Here is a 19814-nt window from a genome sequence, read left to right as displayed (position 1 = left end):
GGCAGGCATGCGAACCAATAACGGCCAGCGCGTCACCGGGCTGGCTCATATCCAGCAAAGCATCCGCGACATTCTCACGACCCCCATCGGCACCCGCGTGATGCGCCGCGAATACGGCTCGCTGCTGCCCGAGCTGATCGACCAGCCGCTGAACGACGTCACGCTACTGCAGGCCTACTCGGCCAGCATCATGGCCATCACGCGCTGGGAACCCCGCGTGCGTGTACTGCGCGTGAACCGCCAAGTCGACACTGCCCAACACGGCCGCGCGCTGCTGGGTATCGACGCACAGACCCACGATGGCCAGCGCGTCCACGTCGAGGTGCCCATCGTATGAGCACGCCCATCGACCTCTCCCAGATCACCCCGCCGGACGTCATCGAGCCGCTAGACTTTGAAGCGTTGCTCAGCGAGCGCAAGGCGCGGCTGCTTGAGCTCACGCCCATTGATGAACGCGACGACCTCGCCGCCACGCTCGCGCTGGAAAGCGAGCCGCTGACCAAGCTGCTCCAAGAGAACGCCTACCGCGAACTGCTACTGCGCGAGCGCATCAACGACGCTGCCCGCGCCGTGATGCTCGCCTATGCCGCCGGTGGCGACCTCGACCAGATGGGTGCCAATTTCCAGGTTACCCGCTTGATGCTCGACCCCGGCGACCCCAACGCCGTGCCGCCGGTGCCGCCTACCTATGAACACGACCGCGACTTTCGCGCGCGTATCCAGCTCGCCTTTGAAGGGCTATCAGTGGCCGGGCCAGTGGGCGCTTACCAGTTCCACGCCGCCGCCGCGCATCCCGATGTGCGCGACGTGGCAGTCGAAAGCCCCGCGCCGGTCGATGTCGTGCTCACCGTGTTATCACGCCAGAACGGCGGCATCGCCACACCCGAACTACTCAACATCGTGCGCGATTATCTCGAACCCTACCGCCCACTGACCGACCGGCTCACCCTGCAACCTGCCGAGCGCACGGACTACACCATCAACGCCACGCTCACACTACGCCCCGGCCCCGATGCCGAGCTGGTGATCGAAGAGGCGCGCCGGGAGCTGAACATCTATACCGATGCCCGCTACAAGCTCGGCACCTGGGTCACCCGTTCCGGCATCAGCGCCGCGCTCACTGTGCAAGGCGTGGAAAACGTCACGCTGCACAACTGGCAGGATCTGCGCAGCCAGCCCAGTCAGGCGCCCCGCTGCACCGGTATCCACCTCGCTACGGAGCGGCTGCCATGACCACGCACCTGTTACCGCCCAACCGTAGCCAGTTAGAGGCCCGCACCGCCGCCTCGCACCCGCTGGCCCTGCCGGTACCGCTGCGCACCCTGTGGAACCCGGCCACCTGCCCGGCGGAACTACTGCCGTTTCTCGCGTGGGCGTTTTCGGTGGATGTGTGGGAAGCCGACTGGCCCGACGCCACCAAGCGCGCCGTCATCGCTGAGAGTTTTGCCGTCCACCGCATCAAGGGCACTCGGTTGGCAGTAGAGAAAGCGCTGGCCGCCATGGGCATCACTGTCACGCTCACCGAGTGGTTCGAGCAGCAGCCCACGACTCGGCCCGGCACGTTCAGCGCGCGTATGCACCTGAACGACAACCGTGCGATAGCGGATCAGCTAAGCAGCGCGTTTTACACGCAGATCCACCACGCCATTCAAAGCGCCAAGAACCTGCGCAGCCATTACGATTTTTCGCTGTCCGCCCAGTTCGGCCCCACCCCCGTTGGTGTAGCCAGCGCCCAGCGCGCCGCCGGGCTCGCCCGCAACGACGCCCGGCCCACCCAGCCGCCGCTCGAACTGGCGGCGGGAATGGCCACCGCGAGCCACCTGCAACCCGCGTCCTTCTCCCGGGCGCAGACGCACCCCGTTCAACCACCGCTGGCGTTGGTCACCGGCCTGACCGTTACGGCAAGCCACCACGCCGCTGCGCTGACCCGCCGCCCAGCACAGCCCACGACGGACGCCACGCTGTCACCGGCCCGGCTCGCCCTGGTCGGCGCCTATCACGGCTTGGCCGTGACCCGGCGGCTCATGGCCAACGCCCCCGGCATCGTCCTCCCCGAGTCAGTGGCTCAAGCACATCTACCGGCGGTAGCGCTGCCGATCGCCGCGACCTGCCGGGGCTTTGCCATTACTCATCACACAATGGAGAGCACCACATGACCGCTCTTGTACCCGTCATCACCACCGCGGGCCTCGCCGCCGTGTTCAATGCCGAAAACGACGGCCTGGCCGCTCGGATCACCCACATCGCCATCGGCGACAACGCCCGCACCCCCGGCAAAAACGAATTCAAGCTGGTCAACGAACGCCGGCGCGTCAGCATTGCCGACGGCGAGCGGGTCAGCGACCACCAGATTCACCTCACCGGCGTGGTGGATGGCGAGGGCCCAGAATTCTGGGTGCACGAAGTCGGGTTCTTTCTTGAAGACGGCACGCTGTTAGCGGTCTGGTCCGATGCCAACCCATTGGCTTATATCTCCAACGCCGTACCGCTGCTGCTGGCGTTCGACCTGCGCCTGGATGCGTTGCCCGCTCAATCCGTCACCGTGGAAGGCACCGGTGCGAACCTGTCGCTAGCGGCCTGGGGCGAACAGTACACCGCCAACGCGGCGGCCATCGTCGACAACATGGCCCGCCAGGTCGATCTACTGTTTCGCGTGCAAGAGCTCGAGAACCGCGCATGAGCACCCAGGCCCCCACGATCAGCCTGGTGGCTGGTACCACGTACCGGTTCAGCGCGGCATGGGCCAGCGAAGACCCGGCCGCCACGCCGATTGACCTCACCGGCTGCGAAGCCGTGTTCGTGGTGGCCACCACCCAGGGCGCGCCGCTACTGACGTGTGAAACCGGCAACGGCATCGAGCTGGAACCAGAGCGCGGCGGCATCAACGTGCATATCCGTCCCGGGCAAACGGCCGGTGCCGTCTCCCCGGTTTGGTCCGGTGCACGGTACGAGCTGCGCATCACGTTCCCAAGTGGTGACGTATTCAGCCTGCTGCGCGGCCACTTTCAATTGCAGCCGGGGGTGATTCATGGCTAACGCTACTCGCCTCACCGTTCAAATGCCCGCGCGCTCGGTCACGATTCACCTGCCCGCGACGCCGCGCTTCCAGATCATCAGCCACGGTACCCAAGGCCCGCCCGGCACGCTATCGGCTGAGACTCTCGCCCAGGTCGCAGAGGCCAGCAAAGCCACCCACCAGATCGACAGCGTGCTGGCCGCACTTACAGACGCCATCAGCTACCACGGCGGCATGATCAACGCCCAAGAGGACGCCACAAAATGAGCTTTGATGAAAACCTCATCGCGCTGCGCCAAGCGGTCACCCACACGCTCGGCGTGATCGACGGCAAGTTGCGCAACAAGGCGAATAAAACCGACGTGCTCACCATCGAGCAGATCGACCAGCGCATTCAAGTGCTAATCGGCAGCGCCCCGGAAACCCTCGACACCCTCGCCGAGATCGCCGAAGCGCTCGGCAATAATCCAAATTTTGCCACCACCATCGCCGAAGAGCTGGCCAAGAAAGCCACGAAAACCCGCGTCACGGAGTTGGAAAACCAGCTCGGTGAATCACTCACCGCTTTAACCGACGCCTTTACCCAGGGCGCCGCCACTATTCAAAACAGTACTCAGGAGGCCCCATGAGCCTGGAAAGCCAAGTCGCGGCACTTGTCAGCGCCGCTAATAAACTGACCAGCGAAGTCGCAAACAAGATGCGAGGGATTGATGAAAAGGTCGATAAAGCCGTTGGCTCCGTACCAGATACGATCCGCGACTTATCCGGTAAGCGTTACCACATAGATGCGATCAACGGTAATGACAGCGCAGATGGATCACCCAGCGATCCCATTCAAACGGCCAGAGAAGCGGCTAGACGCGCCATTCCGGGCGCGTTGGTCGAACTGTATTTCAAGGGAGGGCAAGATCACTTTGTGCGTTTTAATCAGCGCTGCGCCGTAAGAGCCGTCGGTTGGAACCATCAGGAACTGGGTAAAGCCAGGCTACACCCATCGGGTGCTGATTTTAACCAGGACACTACTCAAAAAGTAATGCAAGGATTTGTCGATGTGGGGCCCTATGTCACGTTCGGGGGCGTATCGATTATTACGGGGGACGCAGCTTTTAATCCAGGCGGCTCTCAAACTGTCAATTCGTTTTATTCTGCAATGATTTTCGGTGATGCGGCTATCCAGATCTTTATGAACGACTGCACAGTTGAACTTGATAGCTCGTCTTTCACATCGAATTGGGCGGGCTATAGTCAGCGCGATATATCGATGAACAATACAGTAGTAGAGCGTAAGCCGGGTTCCAACGCCCGACTGATGAGAGACCGTAATGGCTCAACATCGACGCTACGGCTTTCATGCAACAACGTCACGTTAAAAGGCGACCTGACCTGGCCGACCTTGGTACCTGTTTATAACAATGGCGCGAACATTCTAGCCAACATCGAATTCTCGTAAGGAGACAGTAATGCTGATCAATAGCGCAACCATTGGGGATAGCGTCGTATATGGGGTCGACACAGACACCACCACCATTCCGCTGAATAAATTATTGAGCGCTGCGCACGATCAACTAGGCGCCAATATTGACAAGGCTGCAGGTCTCGCACGTGAAGCCTTTGTCTCGCCAGGCGCCTACATCGACCAAGAATACCAACTCGCTAAAACCGAAGCCGCCAACTGGCTAGCCAACGGCAAAGACGCAAAAGCGATTCCCTCGAGCGTGCAGGATCACATCACCATGTTCGAGGTGAAGGCCGAAGCCGCCGCCAAGTCAATCATCGCAACCGCAGAGCAATGGGAAACCGCCCTCCGCGAGATCCGCAACCTACGCCTGGGCGGCAAAGCGAAGGTGCAACGCGCGGAGACGATCGAGGCCGCAGAAGAAGCGGGAAATGAAGCGATCACTAATCTCAACCAGTATCGGCCATAGAAAACTCAATCGTATAGCTAAAACAAATAAGGCCCGCTAATAGCGGGCCTTATTCTAATCATCATAATTACTGACTAACTCCCCTATTCTGAACCAATTTGAATAATAAATAGCGCTATCTTCATAAGAAACAGGAAAGCCTAAATATTTAGTACCTAGGTTAGCTAAACGCTTTTCACCCTTACCCAATAAAAACGCATGATAGCAAGTAAGATACTCATAACACTTACTTATGGCCGTAATATCTTCATGCATATAGACATAAAAAAACTCTGTTAGATCTTGAGTTACTTTTAGATGACTAACAGCAAAGAAATAAACCATCCCCACACTTGAAAACATACGATTCACTATGTCTGAAGCGATTTTGGGATCATGCATATCAAAAACATCGTAGAGCTCCATTGAGTTAAAAAAGAAATCATCAACCTTTCCATCAAACCTATCTATACTTTCTTCAATCTCTTGGTAAACATCGAACTCATCTTCATATATCGTTAAATAGCTGTTCAACTCAGATTTAAAACGTTCAATTAGCGTAGGAAAAATCTTTACAGCACTGTTATGAGCAAGCTCTATATCGCGCCTTTTTTTCTCTTGCTTGAGCTGCTCCTTAGAAACCTTTATTTGCTTTTCTTGCTTTTTAAGCATTTTATCTTGGCTTTTAATTAACTTCTCTTGCTGACCTAGAGTTCTAATTAAAACGATTAGGGTAGCAACTATCGCAGTGACACCAACCGTGCCTGAAAGGTAAGTTGCAAAATCTGCCCAATCACTCGTCTTAGAAGAAAGACTGTGCCCGTGAAAATTTACGGCATAGGCCAAAATAAAGCCCGAAGAGATTAGAATGGCTTCTCCGAAAATCCAATCATTAGTTATTTTGTGATAAAGCCATCCTGGCCAAACCTGTTTGCTTCTTTCTTTAGTATTCTTAGTCATATTTCTCTCTCAGTTTTGTATTTATATTTTGCCTTGTCCCCCCTCCCCCGCACAACGCCCACCGCTACCCTCCCGCGCGAACCCCGCCCACCATGACGCTTTACCACTTCCACGCTTGAACCTGCGCAGGAGCCAAGCACATGGCCCAGGATTATCATCACGGCGTTCGCGTCGTCGAAATCAACGAAGGCACCCGCCCGATCCGAACGGTATCTACCGCCGTGATCGGGCTGGTGGCCACCGCCCCGGACGCCGACACCGCTAAATTCCCGCTCGACACCCCGGTGCTGATCACCGACATCTACAGCGCGATCAGCGACGCCGGTACCAGCGGCACCCTCGCCCGTTCGCTGCGAGCCATCGTCGAAGAAGCCCGCGCCGTCTGCGTCGTGGTTCGCGTCGCCGAAGGTGAAGACGAGGGCGCGACCACCGCCAACCTCATTGGTACGGTCACCAACGGCCGTAAAACCGGCATCCAGGCATTACTCGCCGCCGAACAGCAATTCGGCGTTAAACCGCGCATTCTCGGCGTGCCCGAACTCGACAACGAAAACGTCGCCAGCGCCCTGATCAGCGCCGCGCAGCAGCTGCGCGCCTTCGCCTACGTCGCCGGTCACGGCTGCGAGACGAAAGAAGAAGCGGTGATGTACCGCGAAAACTTTGGCGCCCGGGAAGCCATGGTGATCTGGCCCGACTTCCAGAACTTCGACGTCAACGCGCAAGAAAGCCGCCCGCTCTCCGCCGTTGCCAAAGCCCTTGGCCATCGCGCAAAACTTGATAACGACATCGGCTGGCATAAAACGCTTTCCAACATGCCCGTGAACAGCGTCACCGGCATTACCCACGACGTGTTTTGGGATCTACAAGACCCAGCGACCGACGCGGGCTATTTAAACGCCGCCGACGTGACCACGCTCATCAATAAATCAGGGTTCCGCTTCTGGGGCTCCCGCACCTGCACCGAAGACCCGCTGTTTGCATTCGAGTCCTACACCCGCACCGCCCAAGTACTCGCGGACACCATCGCCGAAGCCCATCTCTGGGCCGTCGATAAGCCGATGCACCCCAGCCTGGTGCGCGACATCATCGAAGGCATCAACGCCAAGTTTCGCGAACTCACCCGCAAGGGCTACCTGCTCGGCGGCGAAGCCTGGTTCGATCCGGAGCTGAACAGCAAGGAAGTGCTGAAAAGCGGCAAGCTCTACATCGACTACGACTACACCCCCGTGCCGCCGCTCGAAAATCTCATGTTGCAACAGCGCATTACAGACCAGTATCTCGTCGATTTTGCCGACCGCATCAACGCTTAACCGCCGCCCCCGAGCGCAATAACTGGAGCAAGCCAATATGGCACTTCCTCACATTCTCAAAGATTTCAATTTGTTCGGTGACGGCAACAACTGGCAAGGCCAGATTCCCGAACTCACCCTGCCGGAACTCGCGCGCAGAATGGTGGAGTACGAAGGCGGCGGCATGGAAGGCCCCATCGAAGTCGACCAAGGCAACGAGCTGCAGGAGTTCGAGTGGACCGCCGGCGGCATGATCGTCGACATCTACGACAGCTACGGCAGCCCCATTCACGACGCGGCCATGCTGCGCATGACCGGCTCGTATGAGTCGGACGAAGACGGCGACATCATCCCGGTGGAAATCGTCATGCGCGGCCGCCACAAGACCATCAGCATGGGTGACGCATCGAAGGGCGACAACAACCAGATCAGCGTCACCACAAGCCTTTCGTACTTCAAGCTCATCGTCGATGGCGAAGATGTCATCGAGCGCGATGTGCCGGGCTTCATCTTCAAGGTTCGTGGCACGGATCGCTTGGCAGAGCGCCGCGCCGCCCTGGGCGTATAGCCCCCACCTAACGGCCGCCCCAGCGGCCTTACCCTTTTTCTCGAATAGGACATCATCATGACCCAGCAGACAGAAAACCAGATCGAAGCCGCCGCCGCGCAAACCGCTACCGCGCCGGGCGTGCCCACCGAAGTGGTCGAGCTAGAAACCCCGCTACAGCGCGGCAAGAACCAGGTAACCGAGATCACCGTGCGCAAACCCATGAGCGGTGGCATGCGCGGCGTCTCGCTCGTCGACATCATGAACCTGGACGTTGCCGCCCTCACAAAGGTCATGCCGCGCATCACCACCCCCGCGCTCACCGAAGCGGAGCTGAAAACCATGGATATCGTCGACCTGGTGCAACTGGGCACGGCGCTGAACGGTTTTTTAACCCCCAAGAAGTACAAAGACGTCGAGGCCTAAGCCTACCCGAGTTCGTCGAAGACGCGATGGCCGACTTGGCGATGGTCTTTCATTGGGAACCCGGCGCGATGGACGGCATGGAACTCGAGGAGCTCATGGAATGGCGCGAACGCGCCCGCAAACGCCACGAAGGCAGCAAGCCCAAAGGTAAGCAAAACGGGAAATAGGAACACCGATGGCACGGAATCTACGACTGCAAGTGATGCTCAACGCCGTGGACCGTGTCACCGGCCCGTTAAAGAAAATGCGCGAAGGCGCGGGCAAAACCGCCCGCGAAATGCGCGAGACCCAAACCTCGCTGAAAGAACTCCAGCGGCAGCAAGGCGACCTCTCCAGCTACCGCAAAGCAAACGCCGCCCAGCGGCAAAACACCCGCGCAATGCGCGACGCCCGCTCGCGTAACCAGCAATACACCCAGGCGCTCGACAAGCAGCGCGAAGCCCACGTCGCGATCAAATCGCGTCTCACCGTCAACCGCCGCGAATACGACCGGCTGGCTAAACAATTACTCGATACCAAAAAGCCCAACGACCAGCTCTCGCAATCCCTCGAGCGCGCCCGGGTACGCCTACAGAACCAGCAAACCGAGTTTGATCGCTCTGCTCGCACGATGCGCGACTACACCAACCGAACGCGCAGGGCCGACGACGAAGTCAAGAAACTCACTCGCAACCACGCGACACAAACCGAACGCATCCGGGGCCTAAAAACCCGACTGGATGACGCAGGCATCAGCACCGACAACCTCGGCCGAAGTTCGCGAGAGCTACGCACAAAAGAAGAGCGGCTAAACACCGCCCTGCAGGAACAAAAGCGGCATCTAACTGAGGTCGCGCAACGCCAGCGCCGCTTAACGGAAGCCCGCGACCGCTACCAGAACGGCATGGCGAAAGTCGCCCGCGCCCAGGGCGTGGGTATGGGCATGTTTGGCACCGGCATGGCTCAAGGCTACGCCGCCTCACGCCTATTAGCGCCCGGCGTGGCTTGGGGCGAGCAAATGAGCACCCTCCAGGCCGTCGGCCGCTTCGATGCCGACGATGAACGCTACCAGGCGTTACGCCAACAATCACGGGATTTAGGCGGCAGCACAGCGTTTAGTGCCACGGAAGTCGGCAGCGGCCAGGAGTTTCTTTTACGCGCGGGCATGAGTAGCGACGCGATCCGCGCCTCGATGCGCGACGTGCTCGACCTTGCTCTGGCCAACAACACCGAGCTCGGCCGAGCGGCGGATATCGCATCCAACATCGCCGGAGCCTTCAAGGTCGATATGGAAGCCGATGGCTCGATGGCCCGGGTAGCGGACATTCTCTCCGGTACCGCAAGCCGCGCGAACGTCAATCTGGAAATGCTCGGCGAGACGATGAAGTACCTCGGCGGCGCCGAAGACCTCAAGCTCACCATGGAACAAGCCGCGGCCATGTCGGGCATCCTCGGCAACATCGGCGTTCAAGGCAGCCAGGCCGGTACCACCATGCGCGCCATGATGAACCGGCTCACCAACCCGGCCGCCAAAGGCGCTGCCGCCATCGAAAACATCGGGCTTCAGGTGTCCGACGCGAACGGCAACATGCGCGCGATGCCCGATATCCTGCGCGATATCAGCCAAGCCACGGCCGACTTGGGCAACGTCGAACGCAAAGCCATCATGCAGGACATATTCGGCGTAGAAGCGGGCTCCGGCATGGCGGAACTGGTCGACGCAATGGGCGGTGGCCAGCTCGATGAGATCCTCAACGCCCTGGGCGACAACATGGGCGAAAACGCCCGCATGGCCGCCACGATGACAGACAACGTCGGCGGGGATTTGAAAGAGCTACGCAGTGCCTGGGAAGAAGTCGGCATCAGCATCACCGACACAAATGATGGCCCGCTACGCGAGCTCATCCAAAGCATTACCGCCATCACCCGCGGCGTCGGCGACTGGATCAAAGCCAACCCCGAGCTGGCTGGCACGATTGCGAAGGTTGTCGGTGGCCTGATCGCATTGGCTACTATCGGCGGCGCTATCACCATGACGTTCGCCAGCATCTTGAGCCCGCTGCTCTTTACCCGCTTCGCGCTGGCCACCCTGGGCATCAAAGCCGGTGCCCTCGCGCCCATCCTTAAAACCGCCAGCGCGGCGCTGTTCACCGTCGGCCGCGCGCTCACGGTCGGGCTGCTCGGCGCCCTCAAGGCCACCGCCGCCTTTCTGGTCACAAATCCCATTGGCTGGGCCATCATGGCAATCGCCGGGGCCGCGTTTCTCATCTACAAATACTGGGAGCCCATCAAGGCGTTTTTCGGCGGCCTTTGGCAGCGCGTAAAAGACGCCTTCGGCGACGGCATCGGTGGCGTCTCGCGTCTCTTGCTGGACTGGTCACCGTTCGGGCTGCTCTACAGCGGCATGACCTCAGCACTCAGCCTGCTGGGCATCGAGCTGCCCGGCTCTCTCTCCGAACTGGGTAGCAAGATCATGGGCGCCTACGCCCAAGGCATTACGACCGCGTGGTCGAGCGTCAAAAACGCCGTTGGCGGTATCAGCCAACGCCTGCAAGACGCGTTTGGCGAGGGCATCGGCGGCGTCACCCGGCTATTACTCGACTGGTCACCGCTGGGCCTGCTGCATACCGCGTTCGTCTCGACGCTGGATTTCCTCGGCATCGAGATTCCCGAAGGATTCCGCAGCCTCGGCGGTTTTATCGTCGATGGCCTGATCGGCGGCATCACCGGCAAGCTCTCGGCCCTACGCGAACGGATCACCAGCATCGCCAACAATGTCATGGACTGGTTCAAGGGCGTGCTCGGCATTCACTCGCCCAGCCGCGTGTTTGCCGGATTCGGTGCCAACATCGTCGAGGGGATCATCGGCGGTATCAGCAACATGGCGGGCGCGCTGCGCGATCACGTCATGGGGCTGGCCAGCAATATCGCCGGATGGATGGCCGACGTAGTGGGTGATGCCCTGAGTACGGGCCGAGAGATCGCGAGCAGCATCGGCGACGGCATTACCGACGGTGCCCGGGCCGTGGGAACCGCCGCACGCAACGCAGGCAACGCCGCCCTGAATACGGGCCGCGACGTCGCACACGGAATGGCCGACGGCATTCGCAGCGGCACCAACGCCGTCAAGGACGCCGTCGGTTGGCTGACCGGCAGCACGGAAGACGAAGCCCGCGACAACCTGGATACCCACTCTCCCAGCCGCGTGTTCAAAAGCATCGGCCTGGACGTCGCGGGCGGCCTACGCGACGGTATCGCCGCCAATGCCGATGGCCCGCTCGAGCAAGTACGCAGCCTGACAGACCGACTCAAAAACGCCGCCACCGGCTTGATGCTCAGCGCCGGAATTGCATCACCAGCGATTGCACTGGACGTAGCGCCGCCCCCGGTGCCGGAAATGCCCCGCCTCTACAGCGAAGTGGCCACGCCCCAAACGCCCACGCTGGACGCGCTGCAAATCGAGCGACCCACGCTACCCGAGCTGGGCGCGCTCGAGGTCCAGCGTCCCGAACTGCCCCGGCTCTATAGCGAGGTGGCCACGCCTCAAACGCCCACGTTGGATGCGCTGTACATCGAGCGGCCAACGCTGCCCACGCTGGGCGCGCTTGAAATCCAGAGACCCGAACTACCAAGCCTCGACGCTTTGGCCTTTGAATGGCCCGAGCTCCCCCAATTCGACCCGCTGCGCATCGACACTAGCGGCGTACAGATCGACGCCCGCCCACCGCTGCAAAGCCACACCAATGAGCCCAGCGCCGGGGGCCTGGTCATCAACGGCGGCATCAACATCGAGATCCACGCCGCCCCGGGCATGAACGAACAGGATCTGGCGCGTCTGGTCAACGCCGAAGTCCAGCGCGCCCTACGCGACGCCGAGCGCCGCGCCCAGGCCTCGCGACGCAGCGCCTTTCATGACATTGATTGAGGTACCAGAAGATGATGATGATTTACGGCATGTTCGTGTTCTCCCTCGACACCGCCGCCTACCAGGAACTCGAACGACAGACACGCTGGCGGCAGGAAGCCCAGGGCCGCGTCGGCCTACTGCCCGCCCGGCAGTTCCTCGGCCCGGGTGAAGACACCATCACACTCACCGGCACCCTGCACCCGCAATTCACCGGCGGCCAGCCGCATCTTGATCAACTGCGCGACATGGCCGCTGAGGGCAACGCCTGGCCGCTGATCGAAGGCACCGGAAAAAACTACGGCTACTACGTGCTCGAAAGCCTCAAGGAACGCAAGGTGGCCCTCATGCGGGACGGCGCCGCCCAACAAATCGACTTCGATATGGTGCTGCACCGGGTAGAAGACGATAACGGCAACCTGCTCGCCATGCTCGGCCCGCTCGCCGGTATGGCCATGCGCGCCGTGCCGAGGTTGGTGTAATGATTCCCGCCCGGCGCCCTGCGTATAACATCGGCGGCATGGCCGCTACCGGCCGCCTGCAAAGCCTAACGATTACCGACAAGCGCGGCACGACCACCGACGAACTCACCCTCACGCTCGAGGACCACGATGGTCGCCTGGCGATCCCGCCGCGTGGCAAGATCCTGACCGTGGCGCTGGGCTGGGAAGGCGAAGCGCTGGTCGACCGCGGCTCGTTCACCGTCGACGAGGTCGAACACTCAGGCGCGCCGGATGTACTCACCATCCGCGCCCGCAGCGCGGACCTGCGCAAAGATAATCCGGCAAAACGCTGCGAAAGCTACCACGAAAAAACGCTCGAAGAGATCGTCGCCACCGCCGCCGGCCGGCTGGGCCTCGCCCCCAACATCGCCGCCCCGCTGGCGGGCATATTCATCGAGCACATCGACCAGACCGACGAATCAGACTTGCACTTCCTCTACCGCCTGGCCGAACGGTTTGATGCACTCTGCCAGGCCAAAAACGGCAACCTGCTGTTCATGCCTATGAACGGCGGCGTCACCGCTGGCGGCACGCCGATCCCCATGCTCACCCTCAAGCGCGGCGTCGGCGATACCCACCGGTATTTGATTGCAGATAGGGAAGAATTCACCGGCGTCATCGCCTACTGGTCGGATCTCGACGAAGCGGAACGCAAGGAAGTGCTGGTGGGCAGCAGCGACAACGCAAAACGCCTACGCCACACCTACGCCAGTGAAGGCGAAGCGCTGGAAGAAGCCAACGCCGAGCTCACGCGCCTGCAGCGCAAACACGCCGAGCTAACGCTGGATCTCGCCGAAGGCCGCGCCGATATCTATCCCGAAACCCCGGTGACCACCGTAGGATTCAAGGAACAGATCGACGCCACGCCCTGGATCATTGATGAGGTGCGCCACGACCTGAACGACCGTGGCTATACGTGCAGTATTCGGATGGAAACGCAGTAAGTGGATGCTGGCCCCATATCGACTTAGCTCTTTCACAAAAATAACCCCGGCCATCCAGTAGCCGGGGTTTTAGTATCCAAATCCCTACAGATAAGCCAGGTCCGTTTGGCTCAGCCCTCCCTGGTCAAGGTAATGCCGCAATCTTCCGGCGGTAAACCGCGTGCTTCAAGGCGACACTCACAGCCTGGCAAACCAAAGCCCACTTTGCCATAAGCGATCAACGCCAGGTAGCGTAGGACATTACCTACACGACCCAACACCGCGCCTGCCTCACCACCACCCCCCGAAACTGCTCGGCATTGATAAAACACCCCTCGCCCCCGGCAGCGGGCAACAACCGGCAGCGCTCGCCCACCCGATGCGTCTTGAATAACCGATACTCGCCGCCCACTTCCGCGACGACTAGATCCGCATGGCCATACGAGCGCGCCTCATCCACCACCAGCACATCGCCCTCCATCCAGTGGCCATTGTCAGCGGCATCTTCGCCCACCTCGACCAGAAAGCAGCTTGGTGAAAATTTGCGCCGGTCCATTTCCGCCACCGCCGGGTGCTCCACGCCCACCACGGCGGGCCCCAGGTAATTCACTCGCATGCTACTGACCTTTGTTATCCCATGTTAATGACAGGCATTGGCATTTGCCTCTCGCGTTCCCAGGGTCTAATACTGTATAAAACAACAGTATTGTACAATAGGGAGAGCAAAGAATGATTGGTCTGGTCGACTGCAATAATTTCTACGTCAGCTGCGAGCGCGTTTTCAACCCCAAGCTCAAGCGCAAGCCGGTGGGCATCATGTCCAACAACGACGGCTGTATCATCGCTCGTTCGAACGAGCTGAAAGCCTTAGGGGTCGAGATGGGCACCCCGTCCCACTTGGTGCGCGACCGGGTCGAGCGCGGCGAAATCATCCTGCACTCGTCCAACTACGAGCTCTACGGCGATATGTCCCACCGGGTGCAAAGCATCCTCGAGCAGGAAACCGCTGGGGTCGAGCCTTACAGCATCGACGAAATGTTCGTGCGCATGGACGGCTTCGATCCGGACGCCCTGCTCCACCACGCGCGCAGCGTGCGCTGGAAAATCGGCCGCTATACCGGGATTCCCGTCTGCGTCGGGGTGGCCGCCACCCACACCCTGGCGAAGCTGGCCAACCGCATCGCCAAGAAGCACCCCGGTTACCCCGGCGTATGCATCCTGCACGCGGACAGCGACGAGGCCCGGCACCTGCTGCAGCAGATCGACGTGGGCGACGTATGGGGCGTGGGCCGCCGCCTGAACGAGCGGCTACAGGTAATGGGCATCAAAACCGCCTGGGATCTGCGCGAAGCCGACACCAAGCACCTGCGCCGCAAATTCAGCGTAAACATGGAACGCACGGTGCTCGAGCTGCGCGGGGTCAACTGCCTGGAAATGAACGACCTAGCCGAACCCAAGCAGCGCATCATGACCAGCCGCTCGTTTGGGCGCAGCACCGGCCAACTCAGCGACCTACAAGGCGCGATCCGCCACCACGCCCAGCGCGGTGCCGAGAAATTGCGTTCCCAAAAAAGCCTCGCCCGCGCCTTGCTGGTGTTCCTCAAAACGGATAGATTCCGGCCGGACCAGCCCCAGTACTCCCCCAGCGTGGTGGTCGAACTCGAACGTCCGACTCAGGACACCCGCGAGATTCTGAGTGCCGCCAGCGCGGGCCTAAGCAAGATCTACCGCCCCAAGTACGCCTACAAGAAAACCGGCGTGATGATGCTCGACCTCACCGACCAGCACCGCCAACAGCTCAGCCTGATGGACACCCCGCAAACGGAAGAGGAACGCCAGCGTAGTCAGCAGCTCATGGCCACCATGGACGCGCTGAACGAGAAGATGGGGAAAGGCACGGTACGAATGGGGCTACCGGAGACGAATGCGCCGTGGCATTTGCGGTGTGCTCATCGCAGCCCGCGTTATACAACGAATTGGGATGAGTTGATGCGAGCGTATACGGATTAGGGAGTAGTTAAAACATCAAAAAAATCCTTATTTTAATCCAAAACCTCTCTCTTCAATTTAAATTCGGTCCTGCTAGCTGACATCTTATAAACGTTAACTTGGTATCCGTTATCTCTAAGCAACTCCAACACATGATCAATAAATATCGATGATACGCGAGCCCCAAAATAAATCTCTTTAACACAACTAACGGGGAATTCAAACAACTTTACTGGATAATAATCTTCTGCCTCATTTACATCAGGTTCGATTGCTTTAATGTACCTGTACTCTTTTTCATGCTCCCAGCGCCGGCTTTTTGTAAAAAAGAGGTGAGAAGCTTCAAGAGCTTCTAAAGTAACGTTTGGTCGATCATCAGAATATTCAACATCGCCTTTTTCGATAGTTCTAGTGTTATTCAATTCATCTTTATCTTGATTAGTAAAAAATTTATGTGTGGCATCAAACCCTATAGCGAAACCCTTACCATTTTCTGCATAATGGGACCACATAAGCTCATGGTCATACTCTCTTGACAAAGAAAGAACCAAGAAAAAATGTTTAATAAAAAAGGTCATTCTCTTAAGTGCTAATGGCTCACTTAGCCCCCACATGTTGAGAACCATTTCCTTATAATTTTTATAATTCATGAGAATAAAAAAATCTAAGGGCATGTTTTTAGCCCATGCGTTATGAGTGATATAATCTTGATGAAGCTTACTCATAACTATTTTATTTATATTATCGTTACTTACTGTTTCATAAATATATGGCTCAAACTCAAAAGGATCATTCAAATCCCCTGGCTGCGTAAACCTTATAGAATTATTACGTAGGACATCTATTCTTTCTGTTGAAAGATATTTGTAAAGTATCATTTTAAAACCTAGCGCCTTTAAACTAATATTTGAAAATAGATTTAGTTACAAATTAAGTTTTGAGCTTTTATATCAGCAATTCTGGCAGGCCCAATACCATGAATACGCGTAAGCTGATTGGCCGATTCCAATGGTCGTTGCCCTATCAAATCATCAACGCGAACTTCACCAATATGGATGATTCCTACCAGCTCCTCTCTAGAAGCTGTGTTCAAATCGATACAGTTTTCGTTAGAATCTCGTTCTTGCTCTACTGGCTGCTCAGGGATCTCCACAATAAGATCGGCAGAGTCATGAAGAGGAGTATCACCAAATGTGGCAAAGACAGGGGCATGATCAGACACATGGCGCCGTGCAGCTTCATGTGACCAATATTCACTATTTTTACTTAGCAGTTCGGGAAATGTGAATATTCCTACTTCGCTGATAGGTAAGTCATGTCCAAGGGATACGATGATGTTGTCGTAAAGATTGGCATATTGCCGGTCATTGCTGGATAACGTAGTCGCGCCAGTAATAATAAGAGGCTGAGCGACTTCAAATAACTCTGACCACGCTTCATGGCTGGGGCGCAAGTTGAAATCACCAACCAGCATGCGTCGGTTAGCTGATTCTGGGTAGACCTCTTCCAGCCAGTCCCAATAAGAACGTAATGCATGGATCTCAGGAGTACGATCGCTGATACTCTTACCATAGGTGATATGGACAGTAGCCAACACGAAATCAGTGTCGCTTTCTAACGATCTGAATCTGGCAGAATAAGGCTCACGCGCGAATGCATTGCGATCATCGATATAAACCACTGCCCCATCTTCATAGGTCACGGTTGAGTCACGCCAAAGAAAGACGTACATCTCCTGATATCGGGGTGAACTCCCCATCAGGTGGGAGTGCATGAAACTCCAAGACTCTCCTGTCGATCCTTCAAGTAAAGCATGGAGAAAACTTATAGCTTCGACATTCATCACTTCCTGAATCGCAAGAATATCGAACTGGTTTGCTACTTGAGCAACGGCAGCTACGCTCTTCTGTTCGCCCCATCCAAAATTCTGAATGTTCCAACTGCCGATCCTGATATCAGCTATGGCAGGCCACGAAAGCACTAAGCTGAGTAGCAGCGCTGACCTTAAGAGCTGTTTCGCTCTTTTGATGTAGTTCATCCCTCGTCCCCCACTGCCCTGGCGGTCTCAAAGCCACCTTTCGGAATTAGAGTTTCACAGTTATACAACTCTGCCTATACGAATCTCACACCGTCCCAGAATCTCTAAGTTACCCATATCCTGCGGCTTGATCATCTCCGGCTGATACAGCTCGTTATCGCTGATCAAATACAGCGCGCCCCCGGCCAACCGCTGCACCCGCTTGATACGCCGCTCCCCACTCAGCAATAGCAGGAACACCCCTTCCTGCTTCGGGTCGCGGTTCGCCCGGTTCACCAACACCCAGTCACCATCCGCCAAGGTGCCGTCCATCGAGTCGCCCCGCACCTGCACGCCTACGATCTGCGCCGGGTCGAGCCCCTGGGCGGTCAGCTCGCTGCGCGGAAACTGCAACGTGGTCTTGATCGGCTCGCCTTCGAAGCTACGCCCGGCACCGGCGGCGGCCTCAATGTCATACATGCTGACTGGCACTAGATCTGGCCCGGTATCTGCGACTGGCAATCCCAAGGGTTGAGCGTCAGGAGCTCCCAAAGCTTCACCAGTCAGAACGTAGGAATAATCCACCCCTATTGTCGCTAAGCGAGCAACCAAGTCAGCTGGACATCTCTGTCTTCCTGCAAGCACGTCTTTAAGGCGCTGGGGCGAACTTTCGCCCGAGCGACGAGACGCTTCCGCTTGCGACAGCCCAAGGCGAGTCAATTCGTCTCTCAACCTTTGGGGTATATTTTCTACCGAACCAATTGACACGGTGTATTATCTCCACCATTCTATCGATGTCTTTTACTTCATTTCACTTTGCAAGGGAGCCACTGCCATGGCCACACCTGCTGAATCCTTACCGCGCATCACGGTGCAAAAACTCGTCGTTGATCGGGCCGAAGAGCCGTTTACGCTCGACATTGCGCGTAACGGTATCAAGGGCTTCAACGCTAAATGCCCGCATACCATAACTTTTCCCGAACTGCTGGATGTCATGCGCATCGTCAGCGACCTGGGCGCCTCCGATACCACCGCCACTTTCCAGCTCGACGACAAAGTGCCTAATCGAACGTGGTCGATCTCAGCGGTAAAGCCCGACACCACTGCGTCGGAAGATGCCGCCCCGCAAGCCCAGCCCTTTCAACTCAACGCCCGCCAGCAAGCCATGTGCGAGCGCGTGCTGGTTGATGTGGTCGGCGCCTTAGCGAAGCAGGGCAATAACGGCGAATACCTCAACGAGTGTGCTCTCAGCTTGGCGAATTCGTTAATGGCTGGCCTGGAACAATTCAATCATCCCCTTCCAAACCCTTGTAGTAACTAAGAAACATGCTGTGAGCATTAGTTACAGCTTGAGCGACCCCACGACCATACGCAGGACTAGAACCGGGGTTGGTTATCGTGAATGCACCGGCCCTGATTAATTCCATCGTGATCTCTTGAGCTGCCAGCTCGGGATTCATTTCCGGATTCACACGCCCTTTATCCGACATCCTCACGCCCCCCTCGGGCTATCGATAAAAACATTGGGAACCACTGCCATGGCCACACCTGCCTTAAACCAAGTTCTGCTCTTTCGCGGTATCGACGTCGAGCTGAACCGCTGCTCGCCCGCCACCCGCCAAGCCATCACCGCCGAGATCGGCGCGGCCAATCCGCTCGCGGATCTTGAAACCCTCGAAGAGCGCGTCACGGCGGAAGCCACCGGCCAACTGGCTGCCACCTTGTTGGCCAACGGCGCCGCCGCCGTGGATATCGAAGACGCTCTCGCAGAACTGCGCGTGCATCTCGACGAACACTTCCTGCAGCGCAAGTTCGTTCGTCTGTACGAGCGCTAACCCCGCCGCCCGAACGTCTCTTTCAAAGTCTTTTACTTTACTAAGGAAGCCTAACCCATGACCGCGACCAACACCATTCCCCAGAAGCCGGTTTATGCCCCCAAAGGGTGCGATAACCCCGTCATGACCTACCTCAGCGAAACCGAGCGCGCCGACCTCGAGCGTATTCAACAGCTGGAAGTGCGTTCGATGTCCGCCACGGTCCGCATGCTCATGCTGCGCGGTATCGCCCAGTACGACGAAGAAACCCTGTCCGCCCAATAACCCTGCGTGCTGCTGCATAAGGAACACTGCCATGCACCAAGATACTCGCCGCATTCGCCACCGCTACGCCGCCATCAACCTCGATGAGTACGAAGCCAAGCTCATCGACGCCCTCGTCGACTACACCGGCATGTCCAGGGCCACCCTGCTGCGCCAGTTAGTGCTGAAAGAAGCGCTCGACACCCTGGGCGTTGGCGACTTCGTGAACACCAGTGTGGGCCAGCGTGCCTCGTAAAGACAGGCACGAAAAAGGTCCTC

At 58.0% G+C, this 19814-nt stretch carries 26 protein-coding genes; 21 read left to right on the top strand and 5 right to left on the bottom strand.

Translation table 11 applies throughout. The features are described 5' to 3' along the window. The first annotated feature begins 7 nt into the window (after positions 1-7). From ACWHVV_RS05115 to ACWHVV_RS05075, 9 genes are read left to right on the top strand one after another with little or no spacing between them, the layout of a single operon-like run. Positions 8-337 (top strand): GPW/gp25 family protein, encoded by a 330-nt coding sequence (locus ACWHVV_RS05115; RefSeq protein WP_447928392.1) that lies wholly within the window; start codon positions 8-10, stop codon positions 335-337. Next, positions 334-1233 (top strand): baseplate assembly protein, encoded by a 900-nt coding sequence (locus ACWHVV_RS05110; protein ID WP_447928391.1) that lies wholly within the window; start codon positions 334-336, stop codon positions 1231-1233. Before ACWHVV_RS05115 ends, ACWHVV_RS05110 begins: the two co-directional genes overlap by 4 nt. Continuing rightward, entirely contained in the window at positions 1230-2156 is a 927-nt protein-coding gene (locus tag ACWHVV_RS05105; protein WP_447928390.1) for a phage tail protein I, read from the top strand. The genes ACWHVV_RS05110 and ACWHVV_RS05105 overlap by 4 nt, the downstream gene beginning before the upstream one ends. Then, complete coding sequence (locus ACWHVV_RS05100; protein WP_447928389.1) at positions 2153-2680, top strand: phage tail-collar fiber domain-containing protein; 528 nt, start codon at positions 2153-2155, stop codon at positions 2678-2680. Before ACWHVV_RS05105 ends, ACWHVV_RS05100 begins: the two co-directional genes overlap by 4 nt. Then, positions 2677-3036, top strand: a complete 360-nt coding sequence (locus tag ACWHVV_RS05095; RefSeq protein ID WP_447928388.1) for a hypothetical protein — start codon at positions 2677-2679, stop codon at positions 3034-3036. Before ACWHVV_RS05100 ends, ACWHVV_RS05095 begins: the two co-directional genes overlap by 4 nt. Beyond that, on the top strand, positions 3029-3283 hold the full coding sequence (locus tag ACWHVV_RS05090) for a hypothetical protein (protein WP_447928387.1): 255 nt from the start codon (positions 3029-3031) through the stop codon (positions 3281-3283). The genes ACWHVV_RS05095 and ACWHVV_RS05090 overlap by 8 nt, the downstream gene beginning before the upstream one ends. Continuing rightward, positions 3280-3645 carry a hypothetical protein gene (locus ACWHVV_RS05085; RefSeq protein ID WP_447928386.1) on the top strand — a complete coding sequence of 122 codons (366 nt, stop codon included), beginning with the start codon at positions 3280-3282 and terminating at the stop codon, positions 3643-3645. Before ACWHVV_RS05090 ends, ACWHVV_RS05085 begins: the two co-directional genes overlap by 4 nt. After that, complete coding sequence (locus ACWHVV_RS05080; RefSeq protein ID WP_447928385.1) at positions 3642-4466, top strand: hypothetical protein; 825 nt, start codon at positions 3642-3644, stop codon at positions 4464-4466. Before ACWHVV_RS05085 ends, ACWHVV_RS05080 begins: the two co-directional genes overlap by 4 nt. Before the next feature lie 10 nt (positions 4467-4476). Beyond that, positions 4477-4941 carry a hypothetical protein gene (locus ACWHVV_RS05075; protein WP_447928384.1) on the top strand — a complete coding sequence of 155 codons (465 nt, stop codon included), beginning with the start codon at positions 4477-4479 and terminating at the stop codon, positions 4939-4941. A gap of 54 nt (positions 4942-4995) precedes the next feature. On the opposite strand, the gene ACWHVV_RS05070 is transcribed toward ACWHVV_RS05075, so the two are convergent. Beyond that, positions 4996-5880, bottom strand: a complete 885-nt coding sequence (locus ACWHVV_RS05070; RefSeq protein WP_447928383.1) for a hypothetical protein — start codon at positions 5878-5880, stop codon at positions 4996-4998. 140 nt (positions 5881-6020) lie between these two features. Between ACWHVV_RS05070 and ACWHVV_RS05065 the strand changes: the two genes are divergently transcribed. The 7 genes from ACWHVV_RS05065 to ACWHVV_RS05035 are packed head-to-tail and all read left to right on the top strand — an operon-like array spanning position 6021 to position 13472. Beyond that, positions 6021-7190, top strand: a complete 1170-nt coding sequence (locus ACWHVV_RS05065; RefSeq protein ID WP_447928382.1) for a phage tail sheath protein — start codon at positions 6021-6023, stop codon at positions 7188-7190. 37 nt (positions 7191-7227) lie between these two features. Then, on the top strand, positions 7228-7737 hold the full coding sequence (locus ACWHVV_RS05060; RefSeq protein ID WP_447928381.1) for a phage major tail tube protein: 510 nt from the start codon (positions 7228-7230) through the stop codon (positions 7735-7737). Positions 7738-7794: 57 nt separating this feature from the next. Continuing rightward, positions 7795-8142, top strand: coding sequence for a phage tail assembly protein (locus ACWHVV_RS05055; protein WP_447928380.1), 348 nt, complete (start codon positions 7795-7797; stop codon positions 8140-8142). Positions 8143-8168: 26 nt separating this feature from the next. Next, complete coding sequence (locus ACWHVV_RS05050; protein WP_447928379.1) at positions 8169-8309, top strand: GpE family phage tail protein; 141 nt, start codon at positions 8169-8171, stop codon at positions 8307-8309. Between the two features lie 8 nt (positions 8310-8317). Beyond that, positions 8318-12046, top strand: coding sequence for a phage tail tape measure protein (locus tag ACWHVV_RS05045; protein ID WP_447928378.1), 3729 nt, complete (start codon positions 8318-8320; stop codon positions 12044-12046). Positions 12047-12057: 11 nt separating this feature from the next. After that, positions 12058-12507 carry a phage tail protein gene (locus tag ACWHVV_RS05040; RefSeq protein ID WP_447928377.1) on the top strand — a complete coding sequence of 150 codons (450 nt, stop codon included), beginning with the start codon at positions 12058-12060 and terminating at the stop codon, positions 12505-12507. Next, positions 12507-13472 carry a contractile injection system protein, VgrG/Pvc8 family gene (locus tag ACWHVV_RS05035; RefSeq protein WP_447928376.1) on the top strand — a complete coding sequence of 322 codons (966 nt, stop codon included), beginning with the start codon at positions 12507-12509 and terminating at the stop codon, positions 13470-13472. Before ACWHVV_RS05040 ends, ACWHVV_RS05035 begins: the two co-directional genes overlap by 1 nt. Positions 13473-13716: 244 nt before the next feature. On the opposite strand, the gene ACWHVV_RS05030 is transcribed toward ACWHVV_RS05035, so the two are convergent. Continuing rightward, complete coding sequence (locus tag ACWHVV_RS05030; protein ID WP_447928375.1) at positions 13717-14067, bottom strand: hypothetical protein; 351 nt, start codon at positions 14065-14067, stop codon at positions 13717-13719. 113 nt (positions 14068-14180) lie between these two features. Here ACWHVV_RS05030 and ACWHVV_RS05025 point away from each other — a divergent pair, with 113 nt between their 5' ends. After that, entirely contained in the window at positions 14181-15461 is a 1281-nt protein-coding gene (locus ACWHVV_RS05025) for a Y-family DNA polymerase (protein WP_447928374.1), read from the top strand. Between the two features lie 32 nt (positions 15462-15493). On the opposite strand, the gene ACWHVV_RS05020 is transcribed toward ACWHVV_RS05025, so the two are convergent. Genes ACWHVV_RS05020 through ACWHVV_RS05010 form a run of 3 tightly spaced genes read right to left on the bottom strand, consistent with a single transcriptional unit; the run spans position 15494 to position 17937 of the window. Next, on the bottom strand, positions 15494-16318 hold the full coding sequence (locus ACWHVV_RS05020) for a DUF2971 domain-containing protein (protein ID WP_447928373.1): 825 nt from the start codon (positions 16316-16318) through the stop codon (positions 15494-15496). A gap of 41 nt (positions 16319-16359) precedes the next feature. Then, the gene (locus tag ACWHVV_RS05015) at positions 16360-17478 is read right to left on the bottom strand and encodes an endonuclease/exonuclease/phosphatase family protein (RefSeq protein WP_447928372.1); all 1119 of its coding nucleotides are present in this window, start codon (positions 17476-17478) and stop codon (positions 16360-16362) included. A gap of 60 nt (positions 17479-17538) precedes the next feature. Continuing rightward, positions 17539-17937: a S24 family peptidase gene (locus ACWHVV_RS05010; RefSeq protein WP_447928371.1), complete on the bottom strand. Its 399-nt coding sequence runs from the start codon at positions 17935-17937 to the stop codon at positions 17539-17541. 355 nt (positions 17938-18292) lie between these two features. Between ACWHVV_RS05010 and ACWHVV_RS05005 the strand changes: the two genes are divergently transcribed. The 4 genes from ACWHVV_RS05005 to ACWHVV_RS04990 all read left to right on the top strand — a co-directional run bounded on the left by ACWHVV_RS05005 (position 18293) and on the right by ACWHVV_RS04990 (position 19791). Then, positions 18293-18778 (top strand): hypothetical protein, encoded by a 486-nt coding sequence (locus ACWHVV_RS05005; RefSeq protein WP_447928370.1) that lies wholly within the window; start codon positions 18293-18295, stop codon positions 18776-18778. A 217-nt stretch (positions 18779-18995) separates the two neighbouring features. Continuing rightward, a complete protein-coding gene (locus tag ACWHVV_RS05000) occupies positions 18996-19292 on the top strand; it encodes a hypothetical protein (RefSeq protein WP_447928369.1) in 297 nt (98 codons plus the stop codon). Between the two features lie 57 nt (positions 19293-19349). Then, the gene (locus ACWHVV_RS04995) at positions 19350-19556 is read left to right on the top strand and encodes a hypothetical protein (RefSeq protein WP_447928368.1); all 207 of its coding nucleotides are present in this window, start codon (positions 19350-19352) and stop codon (positions 19554-19556) included. Between the two features lie 31 nt (positions 19557-19587). Further along, entirely contained in the window at positions 19588-19791 is a 204-nt protein-coding gene (locus ACWHVV_RS04990; protein WP_447555669.1) for a hypothetical protein, read from the top strand. The last annotated feature ends 23 nt before the right edge of the window (positions 19792-19814 follow it).

Source organism: Vreelandella sp. EE27 (assembly GCF_968206495.1).
This window is presented reverse-complemented; position numbering and strand designations above follow the sequence as displayed.